The organism is Streptococcus mitis, from assembly GCF_902159415.1.
Taxonomy (GTDB): domain Bacteria; phylum Bacillota; class Bacilli; order Lactobacillales; family Streptococcaceae; genus Streptococcus; species Streptococcus mitis_BG.
Genome location: NZ_CABGJU010000002.1, coordinates 180,012 through 196,919, shown reverse-complemented (window position 1 = coordinate 196,919; position 16,908 = coordinate 180,012). Strand labels below are relative to the sequence as shown.

16 protein-coding genes and 1 riboswitch are annotated in these 16,908 nt (G+C 41.7%); of the genes, 12 read left to right on the top strand and 4 right to left on the bottom strand.

Annotated elements, in window-relative coordinates; all coding sequences use genetic code 11:
* Positions 1-15 precede the first annotated feature (15 nt).
* From mutL to FN031_RS07225, 4 genes are all read left to right on the top strand, one after another.
* On the top strand, positions 16-1,965 hold the full coding sequence (gene mutL, locus FN031_RS07240; RefSeq protein ID WP_142558946.1) for a DNA mismatch repair endonuclease MutL: 1,950 nt from the start codon (positions 16-18) through the stop codon (positions 1,963-1,965).
* A gap of 119 nt (positions 1,966-2,084) precedes the next feature.
* The gene (gene ruvA / locus FN031_RS07235; RefSeq protein ID WP_142558944.1) at positions 2,085-2,678 is read left to right on the top strand and encodes a Holliday junction branch migration protein RuvA; all 594 of its coding nucleotides are present in this window, start codon (positions 2,085-2,087) and stop codon (positions 2,676-2,678) included.
* Positions 2,679-2,687: 9 nt separating this feature from the next.
* On the top strand, positions 2,688-3,248 hold the full coding sequence (locus FN031_RS07230) for a DNA-3-methyladenine glycosylase I (RefSeq protein WP_142558942.1): 561 nt from the start codon (positions 2,688-2,690) through the stop codon (positions 3,246-3,248).
* Positions 3,249-3,923: a CPBP family intramembrane glutamic endopeptidase gene (locus FN031_RS07225; protein ID WP_142558940.1), complete on the top strand. Its 675-nt coding sequence runs from the start codon at positions 3,249-3,251 to the stop codon at positions 3,921-3,923.
* Between the two features lie 45 nt (positions 3,924-3,968).
* Here FN031_RS07225 and FN031_RS07220 read toward each other — a convergent pair whose 3' ends face one another.
* The 4 genes from FN031_RS07220 to FN031_RS07205 all read right to left on the bottom strand — a co-directional run bounded on the left by FN031_RS07220 (position 3,969) and on the right by FN031_RS07205 (position 7,250).
* On the bottom strand, positions 3,969-5,006 hold the full coding sequence (locus FN031_RS07220) for a S66 family peptidase (protein ID WP_142558938.1): 1,038 nt from the start codon (positions 5,004-5,006) through the stop codon (positions 3,969-3,971).
* A 149-nt stretch (positions 5,007-5,155) separates the two neighbouring features.
* A complete protein-coding gene (locus FN031_RS07215; RefSeq protein ID WP_142558936.1) occupies positions 5,156-5,419 on the bottom strand; it encodes a SemiSWEET family transporter in 264 nt (87 codons plus the stop codon).
* Positions 5,420-5,619: 200 nt separating this feature from the next.
* Entirely contained in the window at positions 5,620-6,294 is a 675-nt protein-coding gene (locus FN031_RS07210; RefSeq protein ID WP_142558934.1) for a DUF1129 domain-containing protein, read from the bottom strand.
* An 11-nt stretch (positions 6,295-6,305) separates the two neighbouring features.
* Positions 6,306-7,250, bottom strand: coding sequence for a magnesium transporter CorA family protein (locus FN031_RS07205; protein ID WP_142558932.1), 945 nt, complete (start codon positions 7,248-7,250; stop codon positions 6,306-6,308).
* 142 nt (positions 7,251-7,392) lie between these two features.
* Between FN031_RS07205 and uvrA the strand changes: the two genes are divergently transcribed.
* The 8 genes from uvrA to FN031_RS07165 all read left to right on the top strand — a co-directional run bounded on the left by uvrA (position 7,393) and on the right by FN031_RS07165 (position 16,771).
* Positions 7,393-10,224 carry an excinuclease ABC subunit UvrA gene (uvrA, locus tag FN031_RS07200; RefSeq protein WP_142558930.1) on the top strand — a complete coding sequence of 944 codons (2,832 nt, stop codon included), beginning with the start codon at positions 7,393-7,395 and terminating at the stop codon, positions 10,222-10,224.
* Entirely contained in the window at positions 10,217-11,278 is a 1,062-nt protein-coding gene (locus FN031_RS07195) for a M24 family metallopeptidase (RefSeq protein ID WP_142558928.1), read from the top strand. Before uvrA ends, FN031_RS07195 begins: the two co-directional genes overlap by 8 nt.
* A gap of 50 nt (positions 11,279-11,328) precedes the next feature.
* A riboswitch (M-box (ykoK) riboswitch) is annotated at positions 11,329-11,485 on the top strand.
* 344 nt (positions 11,486-11,829) lie between these two features.
* Complete coding sequence (mgtA, locus tag FN031_RS07190) at positions 11,830-14,490, top strand: magnesium-translocating P-type ATPase (RefSeq protein ID WP_142558926.1); 2,661 nt, start codon at positions 11,830-11,832, stop codon at positions 14,488-14,490.
* Positions 14,491-14,625: 135 nt separating this feature from the next.
* Positions 14,626-15,024, top strand: coding sequence for a transcriptional regulator Spx (spx, locus tag FN031_RS07185; protein ID WP_006149601.1), 399 nt, complete (start codon positions 14,626-14,628; stop codon positions 15,022-15,024).
* Positions 15,025-15,090: 66 nt separating this feature from the next.
* Positions 15,091-15,663 (top strand): SP0191 family lipoprotein, encoded by a 573-nt coding sequence (locus tag FN031_RS07180; protein WP_142558923.1) that lies wholly within the window; start codon positions 15,091-15,093, stop codon positions 15,661-15,663.
* 97 nt (positions 15,664-15,760) lie between these two features.
* Positions 15,761-16,027: an IreB family regulatory phosphoprotein gene (locus FN031_RS07175; protein WP_025168751.1), complete on the top strand. Its 267-nt coding sequence runs from the start codon at positions 15,761-15,763 to the stop codon at positions 16,025-16,027.
* Between the two features lie 3 nt (positions 16,028-16,030).
* The gene (gene ruvX, locus FN031_RS07170; protein WP_075565484.1) at positions 16,031-16,450 is read left to right on the top strand and encodes a Holliday junction resolvase RuvX; all 420 of its coding nucleotides are present in this window, start codon (positions 16,031-16,033) and stop codon (positions 16,448-16,450) included.
* Positions 16,451-16,465: 15 nt separating this feature from the next.
* Complete coding sequence (locus FN031_RS07165; RefSeq protein ID WP_142558921.1) at positions 16,466-16,771, top strand: DUF1292 domain-containing protein; 306 nt, start codon at positions 16,466-16,468, stop codon at positions 16,769-16,771.
* Positions 16,772-16,908 lie beyond the last annotated feature (137 nt).

The following is a 16,908-nucleotide window of genomic DNA, read 5'->3' as shown; positions in this document are numbered from 1 at the left end:
GAAAGGGGCTGAAAGATGTCTCATATTATTGAATTACCGGAAGTCTTGGCTAACCAGATCGCAGCAGGAGAAGTTATCGAACGCCCTGCCAGCGTAGTTAAAGAGTTGGTTGAAAATGCTATTGATGCTGGCTCTAGCCAAATCATCGTTGAGATTGAAGAAGCTGGTCTTAAGAAAATCCAAATTACCGATAATGGTCACGGGATTGCCCACGATGAAGTCGAGTTGGCTCTCCGCCGTCATGCGACTAGTAAGATTAAGAATCAAGCGGATCTTTTTCGGATTCGGACCCTCGGTTTTCGTGGTGAAGCCCTGCCTTCAATCGCTTCTGTTAGTGTTTTGACTCTTTTGACAGCGGTGGATGGTGCCAGTCACGGGACCAAGCTAGTGGCTCGTGGGGGAGAAGTTGAGGAAATCATTCCAGCGACCAGTCCTGTTGGGACCAAGGTTTGTGTGGAAGACCTCTTTTTCAATACACCGGCTCGTCTCAAGTATATGAAGAGTCAGCAGGCGGAGTTGTCTCATATCATCGATATTGTTAATCGTCTGGGGTTGGCTCATCCTGAGATTTCCTTTAGTCTGATTAGTGATGGCAAGGAAATGACACGAACAGCTGGTACAGGTCAACTGCGTCAAGCCATTGCTGGAATTTATGGTTTAGCCAGTGCCAAAAAGATGGTTGAAATTGAGAATGCTGACCTAGATTTTGAAATTTCAGGCTTTGTTTCATTGCCTGAATTGACACGGGCTAATCGTAACTATATCAGTCTCTTCATCAATGGCCGTTATATCAAAAACTTCCTGCTCAATCGTGCCATTTTAGATGGATACGGTAGCAAGCTCATGGTGGGGCGTTTTCCACTGGCTGTGATTCACATCCATATCGACCCTTATTTAGCAGATGTCAATGTGCATCCGACCAAGCAAGAGGTGCGGATTTCCAAGGAAAGAGAACTAATGGCGCTGGTTTCAGAATCTATTGCAAAGAGTCTCAAGGAACAGACCTTGATTCCAGATGCCTTGGAAAATCTGGCAAAATCTACTGTTCGCAATCGTGAAAAGGTAGAGCAAACGACTTTGCCACTGAGAGAAAATACGCTCTATTATGAAAAAAATGAACCGACCAGACCGACACAAGCTGAGGTGGCAGACCATCAGGTGAACCTGACTGAAGAGAAACAGGATTTGAATCTGTTTGCTAAGGAAACCTTAGACCATATGACCAAGTCAGCTAAACTGCATTTTGCAGAGAGAAAGCCTGCTAGCTATGACGAACTGGACCATCCAGAGTTAGACCTGGCTAGTCTGGATAAGGCTTATGATAAGCTGGAGCGGGAAGAATCTTCAAGCTTCCCAGAGTTGGAATTTTTTGGTCAGATGCACGGGACTTATCTCTTTGCACAAGGTCGAGATGGACTCTACATCATAGATCAGCACGCGGCTCAGGAACGGGTTAAGTATGAGGAGTACCGTGAGAGCATTGGCAATGTTGACCAGAGCCAGCAGCAAATCCTAGTGCCCTATATCTTTGAATTCCCTGCAGATGATGCCCTTCGCCTTAAAGAAAGAATGTCTCTTTTAGAGGAAGTTGGCGTCTTTCTAGCAGAGTACGGGGGAAATCAATTCATCCTTCGAGAACATCCGATTTGGATGGCAGAAGAGGAAATCGAGTCTGGGATCTATGAGATGTGCGATATGCTCCTCTTGACCAAGGAAGTTTCTATCAAGAAATACCGAGCTGAATTAGCGATTATGATGTCCTGCAAACGCTCGATCAAGGCCAACCATCGTATCGATGATCACTCAGCTAGACAGCTCCTCTACCAACTCTCCCAATGTGACAACCCCTACAACTGTCCCCATGGCCGTCCTGTTTTGGTGCATTTTACCAAGTCAGATATGGAAAAGATGTTCCGTCGCATTCAAGAAAATCATACAAGCCTACGAGAACTAGGCAAATACTAATACTCTTCGAGAATCTCTCTAAACTGCGTCAGCCTTACCTTGCCTAACTCAAGTTATGCCTACGGTTAGCTTCCTAGTTTAAATTTGATTTTCATTGAGTATAAATTGAAGGGAAAATTATGTACGAATATCTAAAGGGTATTATTACCAAAATTACTGCTAAATACATCGTTCTAGAAACTAACGGTATCGGCTACATTCTGCATGTAGCTAACCCTTATGCCTACTCAGGGCAAGTCAACCAAGAAGCACAAATCTATGTGCATCAAGTCGTTCGCGAAGATGCTCATCTACTTTACGGTTTTCGATCGGAAGATGAGAAGAAACTCTTTCTCAGCTTAATCTCTGTATCAGGCATCGGCCCAGTTTCAGCTCTGGCTATCATCGCAGCTGATGACAATGCAGGCCTCGTTCAAGCTATTGAGACTAAGAACATCACCTACTTGACTAAATTCCCTAAAATCGGTAAGAAAACAGCCCAACAGATGGTATTGGATCTAGAAGGTAAGGTGGTTGTGGCAGGGGACGACCTCCCTGCTAAGGCTGCAGTTCCATCTAGCAGTGACAACCAAGAACTGGAAGAAGCTATGGAAGCCATGTTGGCACTGGGCTACAAGGCAGCAGAGCTCAAGAAAATTAAGAAATTCTTTGAAGGAACGACAGATACAGCAGAGAATTATATCAAGTCGGCCCTTAAGATGTTGGTGAAATAGGAGATTTCTATGCCAAAACGTTGTTCGTGGGTTAAGATGACCAATCCGCTATATGTAGCCTACCACGATGAGGAGTGGGGGCAACCTCTCCATGATGACCAAGCACTTTTTGAGTTGCTCTGTATGGAGACTTATCAGGCGGGGCTATCTTGGGAAACGGTGCTCAATAAACGCCAAGCCTTCCGCCAAGCTTTTCATGGTTACCAAATTCAAGCTGTTGCGGACATGACTGATGAAGAATTGGAAGCTTTGATGGATAATCCAGCCATCATCCGCAATCGTGCCAAGATATTTGCGACGCGGGCCAACGCCCAAGCCTTTCTACGACTGCAGGAAGACTATGGTTCTTTTGATGCCTATCTCTGGTCTTTTGTTGAGGGGAAAACTGTCGTTAACGATGTTTATAATTATCGCCAAGCCCCAGCTAAAACACCTTTGTCTGAGAAATTATCCAAAGATCTCAAAAAACGAGGCTTTAAGTTTACTGGGCCAGTTGCTGTCTTGTCTTTTCTACAGGCTGCAGGTCTGGTTGATGACCACGAGAATGATTGTGAATGGAAAGGAATATAAATTATGTCAAGACATCATAAGGGAGTCCTTGGTTTTTCGATTCTCTATACAGTCCTTTTTGTGTTTGACGGCGTTGGATGGTTGACTTCTTTGATGCCATCTGCCATTGCAAGTTATCTAGTTTATGTAGTATTAGCTTTGTATGGCTTTTTCTTGTTCAAGGACAGACTAATCCAACAATGGAATGAAATTAGAAAGACTAAAAGAAAATTTTTCTTTGAAGTTTTAAAAGGCTGGCTTCTTCTCTTTATAATGACCATACTTTTTGCTCTCCTTTTGGAAATATTGAAACAAGTTTTGGGTTTGAGTGGTCAAGGGCAAAATGAGGCTAGTATACAAAGTGCTTTTAAAGAACAACCTCTACTGATAGCAGTTTTTGCTTGTGTCATTGGACCTCTGGTAGAAGAATTATTTTTCCGTCAAACTCTATTGAGATATTTGAGAAAAAGTCTGCCAACTTGGTTGAGTATCTTTATAGTCGGACTTGCCTTTGCCCTAACCCATATGCACAGTTTGGATTTATCTGAGTGGATCAATGCAATTTATTACTTGGGTGGAGGCTTAACCTTTTCTATCATCTATGTGAAAGAAAAAGAAAATATCTACTATCCCTTGGCTGTCCATATGATAGTGAACAGCCTCTCCTTTATCATTTTAGCTATCAGTAGTATGTGATGAAAATGCCAGTAATGATAATGAGAAAAAGCTGAGAAATTCATCTCAGCTTTCTTTGTTATAGTCAAAGCGAATGACTTGCTCCGTTGCATCTACATACGCGTGGACTCCAAAGGGAACAATTGCTCTTGGTGTGGCATGGCCAACGTTTAGATTATAGACAATCGGGATAGTGCTATCAATGATGTCCATTAAAGCCTCCTTATAGTCGTCATAGAAGGTTTCATCCATAGGTTTTCCGACCAAGAGTCCACTGATGACTTCAAATATCCCAGTGTTCTTTAAAGTCCGCAACATCTTTTTGAATTCTTCAGGTTCAGGCTTTTCTTCGCTTGTTTCTAGCAAGAGGATTTTTCCTTCCCAGTCTGACAAGTCAGGGAAAAGTTTGTATTTTTGGCAGAGGTCTGTGCTATCTGCATATCGAGAGTTGTCAAAGATATCGTAGAGGGATTCGAGGCAACCGCCGAGGATTTCCCCCTCGAACTGTGCAGTTCCTTGTAACAAGTCAAAACCTGTATTTGTATGGCTGACACGAGGTGTTCCCAGAGCCTTGGGACTAAAATCAGTCCGTTCCTCATACCAAAGGTCGCTAGGGCGGATTTCTGAGATTTTTCCAGTCTCAATAAATTCTTTAAAGTAGTGGAGGCTATATGGCAACATTTCTTTGTCTAACTCACAAATATCTGCTAGAAATGATTGGCCGTAAAAAGTCTTGATTCCCAGTTTATGCAACATGAGATGGTTCATGGTTGTATCTGAGAAGCCAAGAAACATTTTTTGATTGATAACCTTTTGTAGTTGGTCATTTTCAAAAAGATAAGGTAGTAAGCGATAGGTATCGTCTCCACCGATGGCGCATAGGATCATGTCGATACTATCATCAGAAAAGGCCTGAATCAAGTCCTCTGCACGCGCTTCAGGATGGTCCTTGATAAAGTCTAAGCCCTTTAGCGAATGAGGTAAAAAAATAGGATTGAGTCCGAGGTCCTTGAGACGTTGAATACCCAAGTCCACTTCGTGCTTGACAAAATCTTCACCGATAATCCCACTAGATAAACTTACGATACCAATAGTAGAAATCATATATTATCCTCCTAGAAATAAATTGATGCTATTGTATCACAAAAAATGAGGGGAAACAACAAGAATTAGAGCCAGAAGAAGGCTTTTTGATCAAGAAAGCAAACAAAAAGCAACCAATCGTGTGGTTGCTTTTTATAGTAGTTGTATTCTTATAGAGCAGTAAGGAAAGTCAGTCCGCCAAGGATAACCCCGGCTGAGTTTGGAATGATTAGAATCCAGTCTTTCTTAGGCTCTTTTGTCCATCCATAAATGACCCAGATTAAGCAAGAAACTGCTGCTGATAAAGGTTGGAATGGTTGAGCTTTGTTTCCTTGTAAATTGGCAAAAATTTGGGGGATGTAGGCTATAAATACAATAATCCCGATAAAGGCACCAATTGAACCAACAATTTGATTAATTCTCTTTTTAGTCATATATATTTCTCCTTATTACTTTATTAGCATAACAGAAAAACAACTTGGATTCAAGGATAAAACCTCGGGATTCTAAGGGAGGCCTTTATATTAGAACGTTTTTAGAAAATGTAGCTACTTTTCTTTGGAGAATCAAAAAATACTTTGGAGCCATAATAAAAGTAGTCTGTCTACAAAACACACTACTTTTATTGTTTATCTTAATATCTAGCTGGTCCTGCACTTGCGCTCTTAATATTGAAACGTTTTTTGAGATAGAAACGGAGGGCAAGGAGAGCTCCTCCAATCACCAACAAAACAAGTGGTGGGAGACTGATGTTGATGGCTTGTGGAAGGAAGTTACTCAAGAGGAGGATGAAGACCCAGGCAAACATGGTTGCTAGCATGATCAAAAGTGATTTCCAGAATGGAGGGCGTTGGCTGCGGTCAGTATCTGGTCCGTAGTAGCGGTAGATGAAGTGGTAGAGAAGGTAGAAGGCAACTCCACCAAAGGCTCCAACACTGATGAGTGTTACCAAGCCGTAGGCCACAGGTTGGTTTGAGAAGAAGCTCATCAAGGCGCTAACTACTGCAAAAAGTCCTGTGATGAAAAGGGCTGAATCCAACATCATCAATTTTGGATCGTCGTTTTCCTTTGGATGTTCTTTTTCGTATTGCTCTTTTTCGCTGAAACTATGAGCCCAGTGAGTTGGTGCTCCGTAGAGAGAGCGGGCAGTTACACCCTTCGGTTGTTCTTCAAGGATATGAGGAATGACTTCTTCAAGGATGGCCTTGATTTCAGCATCTGTCTTTCCGTCCTTTAGAAATTGCTGGGTTGCAATATGGATAAATTCCTGGTTTTTCTTGGTTAATTCTTTTAAATCAATCTGTGACATAGTAACTCCTGTTAGAACCATTTTTTATGGATGAGGTAAAGAGTGAGAGAAACACTCAAAGCAAAGGCGATAAAGACGATAAGCCAGAAAGCATGCGGCTCCCCGTTTAAAGGAATTTCATTGTCCTTAAAGTTCATTCCGTAGGCCGAAAAAATCATGGTTGGGATAGACATAACGATGGTCACGAGGGCCAAGGTTTTCATGATATTGTTCTGGTTGTTTGAAATGATTGATGCAAAGGTATCTGTCATTGAGTGTAAGATATTTCCATAAATGTCTGCCATCTCAATGGCCTGTTGGGTTTCAATCAAGGTATCTTCCAGCAGGTCTTCGTCCTCAAGGTATTTTTTAATATTACTAGTTGCACTAGTCAGTTTTTTAATCACGCGCTCATTTGTCTTAAGAGAGGCTTTAAAGTAGACGATAGTCTTTTCCAACTCCATGAGTTCAATCAGTTCTTCATTTCGAGTAGATTGATGAAGTTGACTTTCAATCTGGTCACTCTTACGTTCAATCGAACGAAGGGCTGTCAGATAAATTTCAGCATTTCGGTAGAGGATTTGAAAGATAAAGCGAGAACGCATAAAGGTGTAGAAATTTCGAAGTCTCCGGTTGATGAAGACATCTAGAAGCGGTAGAGGTTCCAAGCAAGTGGTAATAATGGCCTCTTCTGTGATGATAATCCCTAAGGGGATGGTCACATAGTAGGTGCGATTATTTCTCTCTTCAGTAATGGGAACGTCCACGATGATCAGAGTGTATTCATCTTCAATCGTGATACGAGACATTTCTTCCGCATCGAGTGGTGCACGGAGGTCCGCGATATCAATATCAAATGCAGAAGCAATTTCCATCGATTCGCTTTGGGTAGGATTGACGAGATTGATCCAAGTGCCCGGCTGGAGCGTATCGATCTCTTTAAATTCTGTTGTTGTTGAGAGAAAGACTTGTTTCATATCTCCTATCCTTTCCTAATCTATTCTGTGTTTAAGTGATTTTTAGCACCGTACTATTATACTACAAATTCGGCTTTTTTGGTAATAGAATTTCACTTTTTTTGGTATAATGGAAAGCAACAATGGACTAGAAAGAAGTAACATGCAAGATAAGATTGTCATCCATGGGGCACGCGCCCATAATTTAAAAAATATAGATGTGGAAATTCCACGTGACAAGCTAGTTGTGGTGACGGGGCTGTCGGGTTCGGGCAAGTCGAGTCTTGCCTTTGATACCCTGTATGCAGAAGGGCAACGCCGCTATGTAGAGAGTCTATCAGCCTATGCTCGTCAGTTTTTGGGCAATATGGAAAAACCAGATGTGGACTCTATCGATGGTCTCAGCCCTGCCATTTCTATCGATCAGAAAACGACGAGTAAAAATCCACGTTCTACCGTTGGAACAACCACGGAAATCAACGACTACCTACGTCTCCTCTATGCACGTGTAGGAACACCCTACTGTATCAACGGGCATGGCGCTATCAAGGCTTCGTCTGTCGAACAGATTGTAGATAAGGTTTTGGAATTGCCAGAACGCCAACGCTTGCAGATCCTAGCACCTGTTATCCGTAAGAAAAAAGGGCAGCACAAGACGCTGATTGAAAAGATTCAAAAGGATGGCTACGTTCGTGTTCGTGTCGATGGGGTTGTCTATGATGTGACCGAAGTTCCTGAACTTGAAAAGAATAAGCAACACAACATCGATGTGGTGGTAGACCGTATTATCATCAAGGATGGTATCCGTAGTCGTCTCTTTGATTCGATTGAAGCAGCCCTTCGTATTGCTGAAGGTTATGTCGTTATTGATACCATGGATGATTCAGAGTTGCTCTTTTCAGAACACTATGCTTGTCCAGTATGTGGATTTACAGTTCCAGAGCTAGAACCTCGTCTCTTCTCCTTCAATGCTCCGTTTGGTTCTTGTAGTGAGTGTGATGGTTTGGGGATCAAGCTAGAGGTTGATACGGACTTAGTAGTACCAGATGCTAGCAAGACCCTTCGTGAGGGGGCCCTTGCACCTTGGAATCCTATCTCTTCTAACTATTATCCAAATATGCTGGAACAAGCCATGACAGCCTTTGGCGTGGACATGGATACGCCTTTTGAGGCCTTGTCTGAGGAGGACAAGCATCTCATTTTCTATGGGTCAGATGGCAAAGAATTCCATTTCCACTATGAAAATGAATTCGGCGGAGTTCGCGACATCGACATTCCTTTTGAAGGTGTTATAGGGAATATCAAGCGTCGCTATCATGAAACCAATAGCGACTACACCCGCACACAGATGCGCCTTTATATGAACGAGCTAACTTGTGGCACTTGTCATGGTTATCGTCTCAATGATCAGGCCTTATCTGTTCGAGTAGGGGGAGAGAAAGGGCTCCATATCGGAGAAATTTCTGACCTTTCTATTGCAGACCACTTGGAAGCCATTAACCAGTTGACCCTATCTGAAAATGAAACCATCATCGCTCGTCCGATTCTTAAGGAAATCAAGGACCGCTTGACTTTCCTCAATAATGTCGGTCTCAACTATCTGACCCTTTCTCGTTCTGCAGGAACCTTATCAGGTGGGGAGAGCCAACGTATTCGCTTAGCGACCCAGATTGGTTCCAATCTCTCAGGAGTCCTCTATATCTTAGATGAGCCGTCTATCGGTCTTCACCAGAGGGACAATGACCGTCTGATTGCCAGTCTGAAAAAGATGCGTGATTTGGGGAATACCTTGATCGTAGTAGAACATGATGAAGATACCATGCGAGAGGCTGATTATCTGATTGACGTCGGCCCTGGTGCAGGGGTCTTTGGTGGAGAGATTGTTGCGGCAGGAACGCCTAAGCAGGTAGCTCGCAACAGTAAATCCATCACAGGGCAGTATTTGGCAGGGAAACGTGCCATTCCAGTACCGACGGAACGCCGTGTTGGAAATGGTCGTTTTATCGAAGTGACAGGTGCGCGTGAAAACAACCTACAAAATATCACTGCTCGTTTCCCATTAGGGAAATTTATCGCAGTGACGGGTGTGTCAGGTTCTGGGAAATCAACCTTGATTAACAGCATCCTTAAAAAAGCCATTGCTCAAAAGCTTAATCGCAATTCAGACAAGCCTGGTAAGTTTAAGACCATTTCTGGGATTGAGCATGTAGACCGATTGATTGACATTGACCAGAGCCCGATTGGACGAACACCGAGGTCCAATCCTGCTACCTATACAGGTGTCTTTGACGACATTCGGGACCTCTTCGCTCAGACAAATGAGGCCAAGATCCGTGGTTACAAAAAGGGTCGCTTCAGTTTCAATGTTAAGGGTGGTCGCTGTGAGGCCTGCTCAGGTGACGGGATTATCAAGATTGAGATGCACTTCTTGCCAGACGTATACGTAGCTTGTGAAGTCTGCCACGGAACCCGCTACAACAGTGAGACCCTAGAAGTTCATTATAAGGAAAAGAATATCTCGCAAGTCTTGGATATGACAGTCAACGATGCGGTAGAATTTTTCAAACACATTCCGAAAATTCAACGCAAACTCCAGACTATCAAAGATGTTGGTCTAGGTTATGTGACCTTGGGACAACCAGCCACGACACTTTCTGGTGGAGAGGCTCAACGTATGAAGCTGGCTAGTGAGCTCCATAAGCGCTCGACAGGTAAGTCCTTCTACATTTTAGATGAACCGACAACTGGTCTTCATACCGAGGATATCGCTCGTCTGCTTACCGTTTTGTCTCGCTTTGTCGATGATGGCAATACAGTTCTCGTGATTGAGCACAATCTAGATGTCATCAAAACAGCTGACCATATCATCGATTTAGGTCCAGAAGGCGGTGTTGGTGGTGGTACCATCATTGCAACAGGAACTCCAGAGGAAGTAGCTGCCAATGAAGCAAGCTATACAGGACAGTATTTGAAAGGAAAGTTACATCATGAATAAACGTGTGCAAGCATTTTTAGATAAAATGCAAGAAAAAGAATTAGATGGTATCATTATCAATAACCTTAAAAATGTCTACTATTTGACAGGATTTTGGGGTTCAAATGGAACAGTCTTTATCAGTCGTGACCGTCAAATTTTGGTGACGGATGCCCGCTATATCATCGCTGCTAAGCAAGAAGTTAGCGGTTTTGAGATTTTTGCTGATCGTGATGAGTTGGCTACTATCGCAAAAATTGCTAAAGACATGGGCCTTTCTCGGATTGGTTTTGAAGATGAAATCTCTGTTTCTTATTACCACCGCATGCAAGCCGCTTTTGAAGGTTTGGAATTAATTCCTCAGACACAGTTTGTTGAAGCTCTTCGTATGATAAAGGACGAGACAGAGATTGCGACTATTCGCAAGGCTTGTTCAATATCAGACCAAGCTTTCCAAGATGCGCTTGAATTTATCAAGCCAGGGAAGACTGAAATTGAAATTGCCAACTTCCTTGATTTCCGTATGCGTGAGTTGGGAGCGGCAGGTTTGTCTTTTGACACAATCTTAGCGAGTGGCATCAACTCTTCTAAACCCCATGCTCATCCTATGCATAAGCCAGTAGAACTAGGCGAAGCTATCACTATGGACTTTGGATGCCTTTACGAGCATTATGTGAGTGATATGACTCGTACCATCTACCTAGGCCATGTCAGCGACGAACAAGCAGAAATCTACAATACTGTTTTAAAGGCTAACCAAGCATTGATTGATCAAGCTAAGGCTGGCTTAGGTTTCCGTGACTTTGACAAAATCCCTCGTGATATCATTATGGAAGCAGGCTATGGACAATACTTTACACACGGTATCGGACACGGTATCGGACTTGATATCCACGAAGAGCCATACTTTAGCCAAACTTCTACAGAAGTTATTAAATCGGGTATGGTCCTAACTGATGAACCAGGCATTTATATCGAAGGTAAATACGGAGTTCGTATCGAAGATGATATCCTGATTACAGATACCGGTTGTGAGTTATTAACCCGTGCTCCAAAAGAATTAATCGTAATCTAAGAAAAATGAGATAAATCGTTGACTTTTACTAGTTAAAGGTTTATACTGAAAGGCGAAAACGGTAGGTGAGGCTACCATAGGGATACGGATGACTACCGCAAAGCAGTGGAGACACTACTCGTTGGTTAACAGTCCTGGTCGCGAAGGTCAAGACTAAGCTCATTACATCGCCCTATGGAGTTAAAGCTTGAACGAAAACATATAATAAGTTTTTTAGTCCTGCCATTTTATGGTAGGATTTTCTGCTGTTTTAAAACAAAGAAAGGAGACAAACGATGCAAATTGACGATCATCCAGAACCGCACATACACAGCCAATCGCTGATTTGTGTCGTTCTGTCCCTATAAAGTGATTGGTCTCTGTGTATGATACTCTTCGAAAATCAAATTCAAACCACGTCAACGTCGCCTTGCCGTATATGTGTTACTGACTTCGTCAGTTCTATCCACAACCTCAAAACGGTGTTTTGAGCAACCTGCGGCTAGTTTCCTAGTTTGCTCTTTGATTTTCATTGAGTATGAAATCACCATTCATACAGATAGGAGAAACCAATGAAAACTACAAAAGAAAGACTAGCAGCAGCTATTCAAACTCCATTAAAAGATAGTCTATCTTTTTACCATACAAGTCTAAAAGGCTTAGACCAAGAACAAGTCGAAGAAAACCGTGACCTATATGGTGAAAACACCATCACAAAAGGTCAAGAGGATTCCATCTTTAAAAAGATTTATGAGTCCATTATCAATCCTTTCACAATCATTTTGCTTGTGATTGCCTTTATTTCTCTCGTTACAAACGTCTGGCTTGCCAAACCTGGCCAAGAGGATCCTACGACCTCTATTATTATCGTTGTCTTGGTTTTGATTTCAGGAGGCATCCGTTTTATCCAAGAGTTGCGGAGCGACAAGGCGACAACCAATCTTTCAAAAATGATTGTCAACACTGCAACTGTTATTCGCGATGGTCTTGAACAAGAGTTGCCAATCGATGAGTTGGTTGTGGGAGATCTCGTGAAATTGAGTGCGGGAGACATGATTCCAGCAGATGTTATCTTATTTGAATCCCGCGACTTTTTCGTTCAACAGTCAGGTTTGACTGGAGAAAGTGATGCAGTTGAAAAGCTAGCTTTAAATAAAGCCACTGATCAAAATGTAGATAGCCTCTTAGAAGCAGAATCTTTGGTTTTCATGGGGACAAACGTTATCTCAGGAAGTGCTATAGCTATGGTTCTAGCGGTTGGTGATGATACCATGATGGGAGCTATTGAGCAAACTCTTAATACTTACGATGAGCCAACTTCTTTTGAACGTGAAATGAACAGCATTTCTTGGCTCTTGATCCGCTTGATGCTAGTCATGGTTCCAATCGTGTTTTTCGCAAATGGTTTAACCGATGGAGACTGGCTAGAGGCTGGAGTATTTGCCTTGAGCGTTGGTGTTGGACTTACACCCGAAATGCTTCCAATGATTATCACAGCCAGCTTGGCCAAAGGTTCCATTATCATGGCTAAGGAAAAGGTAGTCATCAAAAAACTCAATGCTATCCAAGACTTAGGAGCAATCGATATTCTTTGTACGGATAAAACTGGAACTTTAACGCAAGATGAGATTGTCCTAGAATACCCATTGGATATCCATGGCGATTTGGATATGGCAGTCTTAAGAAGAGCCTATCTAAATTCACATTTTCAAACAGGTTTGAAAAACTTGATGGACCGTGCCATCATCAGTAGAACTGAAAAAGAAGCCAAGGAACATGTTATCCTACAAAATCTAGACACCAGCTTCCAAAAAATCGACGAACTACCATTTGATTTTGAACGTAGACGCATGAGTGTTATCGTCAAAGATGATAGCAATATTGTTAGTATGGTGACCAAAGGCGCCTTGGAAGAAATGTTGACCATTTCGACATATGTGGAATATCGTGGAGAAATCATTCCTCTAACCGAAGACATTCGCCAAGAAGTGTTGGCAGAAGTTGCTCAACTAAACCGTCAAGGTTTGCGTGTATTAGGTGTTGGCTACAAGTCAGGTCTACGAGAAGATTATGCCTATGCTGTGACTGATGAGAGTGACATGATTCTTACAGGTTACCTTGCCTTCTTGGATCCACCAAAACCATCTGCAGCACCAGCTATCCAAGCTTTGCTTGAGCATGGTGTCAGAACAAAAATTTTAACTGGAGATAATGAAAAAGTAACCCAAGCTATCTGTGAAAAGGTTGGTTTGGATGTTGAGCAGATGCTTTTGGGAGCTGATATCGACCAAATGACAGACCAAGAATTGGCAGAAGCGGTTGAAAGTGTAACAGTCTTTGCCAAATTGTCTCCTGACCAAAAAGCTCGAATTATTCTACAATTGAAGAAAAATGGTCATGCTGTTGGTTATATGGGTGACGGTATTAATGATGCCCCATCTATGAAGGTGGCAGATGTTGGAATTTCCGTTGATACAGCAGTAGATATCGCAAAGGAAACAGCAGATGTTATTTTGTTGGACAAGGATCTCATGGTTCTTGAAACAGGTATCGTTGAAGGCCGGAAGGTCTACGCCAACATGACCAAATATATTAAGATGACAGTTAGTTCAAACTTTGGGAATATCTTCTCACTATTGGTTGCAAGTATTTTCTTGCCATTTTTACCAATGGCTCCTGTTCATCTCATTGTCCTAAACCTAGTCTACGATTTATCTTGTGTGGCATTGCCGTTTGATAACGTGGATCAAGACTTCCTAAAACAACCCCATACATGGGAAGCAAAATCCATTACGCGATTTATGGTTTGGATGGGACCAATCTCATCTATCTTTGACATTTTGACCTTTATTTTCCTCTACTTTATCATTGTTCCTTTGGTGACAGGCTATCATTATGTTCATGGTTCTGAATCTGCCCTTCAGTTTATTATCTTGTTCCAAACAGGATGGTTCATAGAATCTATGTGGTCTCAAACCATGGTCATCCATATGCTTCGTACGGCAAAAGTTCCTTTTGTACAAAGCAGACCAGCTTGGCTTGTGATCTTGACAACCTTGGTTGCCGCAATTTTCGTAACTAGTCTGCCTTATGGAGCATTAGCTGGCGTCCTTCGCTTAGCACCTTTGGGAATTCCTTACTTCTTATTCCTAGCCCTCATTATTTTCTTGTATATGATAAGTGTCACAACAATCAAGAATTTTTATATAAAAAAATATAAAGAATGGTTATAGTTCGTAATTTGTCAAGAAAAAAGTTCGAAAATCTCAAAAAAAGTTAATTTTTTTCAAAAATAGGTCGCAAGTCGGATGTTTTTTATGGTATAATAGATTATACTGATAGAAACATGTAGCGAAAGGGGTAGGTACATGATCAAAATTTATACAGTCTCAAGTTGTACTAGCTGTAAAAAAGCTAAAACCTGGCTCAATGCCCACCAGTTAAGTTATAAAGAACAAAACCTTGGAAAAGAAGGAATTTCGCGAGAAGAACTACTTGATATTTTAACCAAGACAGATAATGGAATTGCAAGCATTGTATCATCAAAAAATCGCTATGCTAAAGCCCTAGGTGTTGACATCGAAGATTTGAGTGTCAATGAGGTGCTCACCTTAATCATGGAGACACCACGTATCCTAAAAAGTCCAATTCTTGTTGACGAGAAACGTTTGCAAGTTGGCTATAAAGAAGATGACATTCGTGCCTTCTTGCCACGCTCTGTCCGTAATGTAGAAAACGCTGAAGCACGTTTACGAGCTGCACTATAAAACATGAAGGCTGGGATAATTCCTAGCCTTCTCTGCTATTTAAACAAGGATTAAATGTGAGGAATCATGAATAAAATTCTTATTGGGACATTAGCCTTCCTATCTTTACTGGTTGGATGTGGCCAGAAAAAAGATTCTGGAACATCGACTACTGAAAATAGTCAAGAGGCTCTCCAGTCTACCTTACCAGTTCTAGAAAATGCGACTAAAAACACAGTGGTTACCAAGACATTGGTATTGCCAGTTGATGAAAATGGAGTTCAACAGACTCAGACAATTACCTATAAAGGAAAACAATTTTTGTCGATGACCATTCAGCTAAAACGTCCAGTTTCACAAGAGTTGAAAGATTACATTGCTGAACATGGATTGGAAGAGGCGAAAAAAGCACTGAAAGAAGCTGAAGATAAGGACGAGTCGGTTCAAGAGACTCGAAAATTCACTGGATTTAGTCTTGAGTCCACTCTCTTAAGTGAAACGGAGATGGAAACAAAGACAAGTTATGACTTCCAAGTTATGGATATTAAAAAAGCTAGTGAAGACGAATATTTTAAAAATATCGGCCTTGAAAACCTGCTAAAATACGAACCAGAGGAATATATTGAAAATCGGGTTGCAAGTGGCGCAACTGTCCAGTAAGAAAAAGGCAGAAAATCAGGCAAATCAGGTTGTGTCATTTGTAGAAAGACTGGGAATATGCTATAATAGTAGTATTCTAAGGAAAGAGGGTGTTAGAATGGGATTTACTGAAGAAACCGTACGTTTTAGATTGGACGATTCCAATAAAAAAGAGATCAGTGAAACATTGACAGATGTCTATGCTTCATTGAATGAAAAAGGGTATAACCCTATTAATCAAATTGTGGGCTATGTTCTCAGTGGAGACCCAGCTTACGTTCCTCGTTATAACAATGCACGAAATCAAATTCGTAAGTATGAACGCGATGAAATTGTTGAAGAGTTGGTTCGCTACTACCTTAAGGGACAAGGAGTCGATCTATAATCTATGAGAATTATGGGATTGGACGTTGGTTCAAAAACGGTAGGTGTAGCAATTAGCGATCCGCTAGGTTTTACAGCACAAGGGCTTGAAATTATCCAAATCAATGAAGAACAAGGTCAATTTGGCTTTGATAGACTTAAGGAGTTGGTTGATACATACAAGGTGGAGCGTTTTGTTGTTGGATTACCTAAAAACATGAACAATACCAGTGGACCACGAGTGGAAGCTAGTCAAGCCTATGGTGCAAAGCTAGAAGAACTTTTTGGTTTGCCAGTAGAGTATCAAGATGAACGCTTGACTACGGTTGCTGCAGAGCGTATGTTGATTGAGCAAGCTGACATTAGTCGCAATAAGCGAAAAAAGGTTATTGATAAATTAGCGGCTCAGTTGATTTTGCAAAATTATTTAGATAGAAAATTTTAAGACAGAGGAGAAACTATGTCACACGATCACAACCACGATCACGAAGAACGTGAACTTATTACACTTGTAGACGAGCAAGGAAACGAAACTTTATTTGAAATCCTATTGACTATTGACGGAAAAGAAGAATTTGGTAAAAACTATGTTCTTCTTGTACCAGTTAATGCTGAGGAAGACGAAGATGGACAAGTGGAAATCCAAGCTTATTCATACACTGAAAACGAAGACGGGACAGAAGGTGAATTGCAACCAATCCCTGAAGATTCAGAAGATGAATGGAACATGATTGAAGAAGTCTTCAACAGCTTTATGGAGGAGTGATACAGTCTGGTAGACTGTATCAGCCCTGCTTCTAGAAATAAGAAAAAGCAGGAACATCCGGGGGATGTTTTTAGCCCCCCACTAAAAATAAAGTTTAGCTAGTATCTAGCAAAATGAGTAAAAAGCGAAGATTCTCT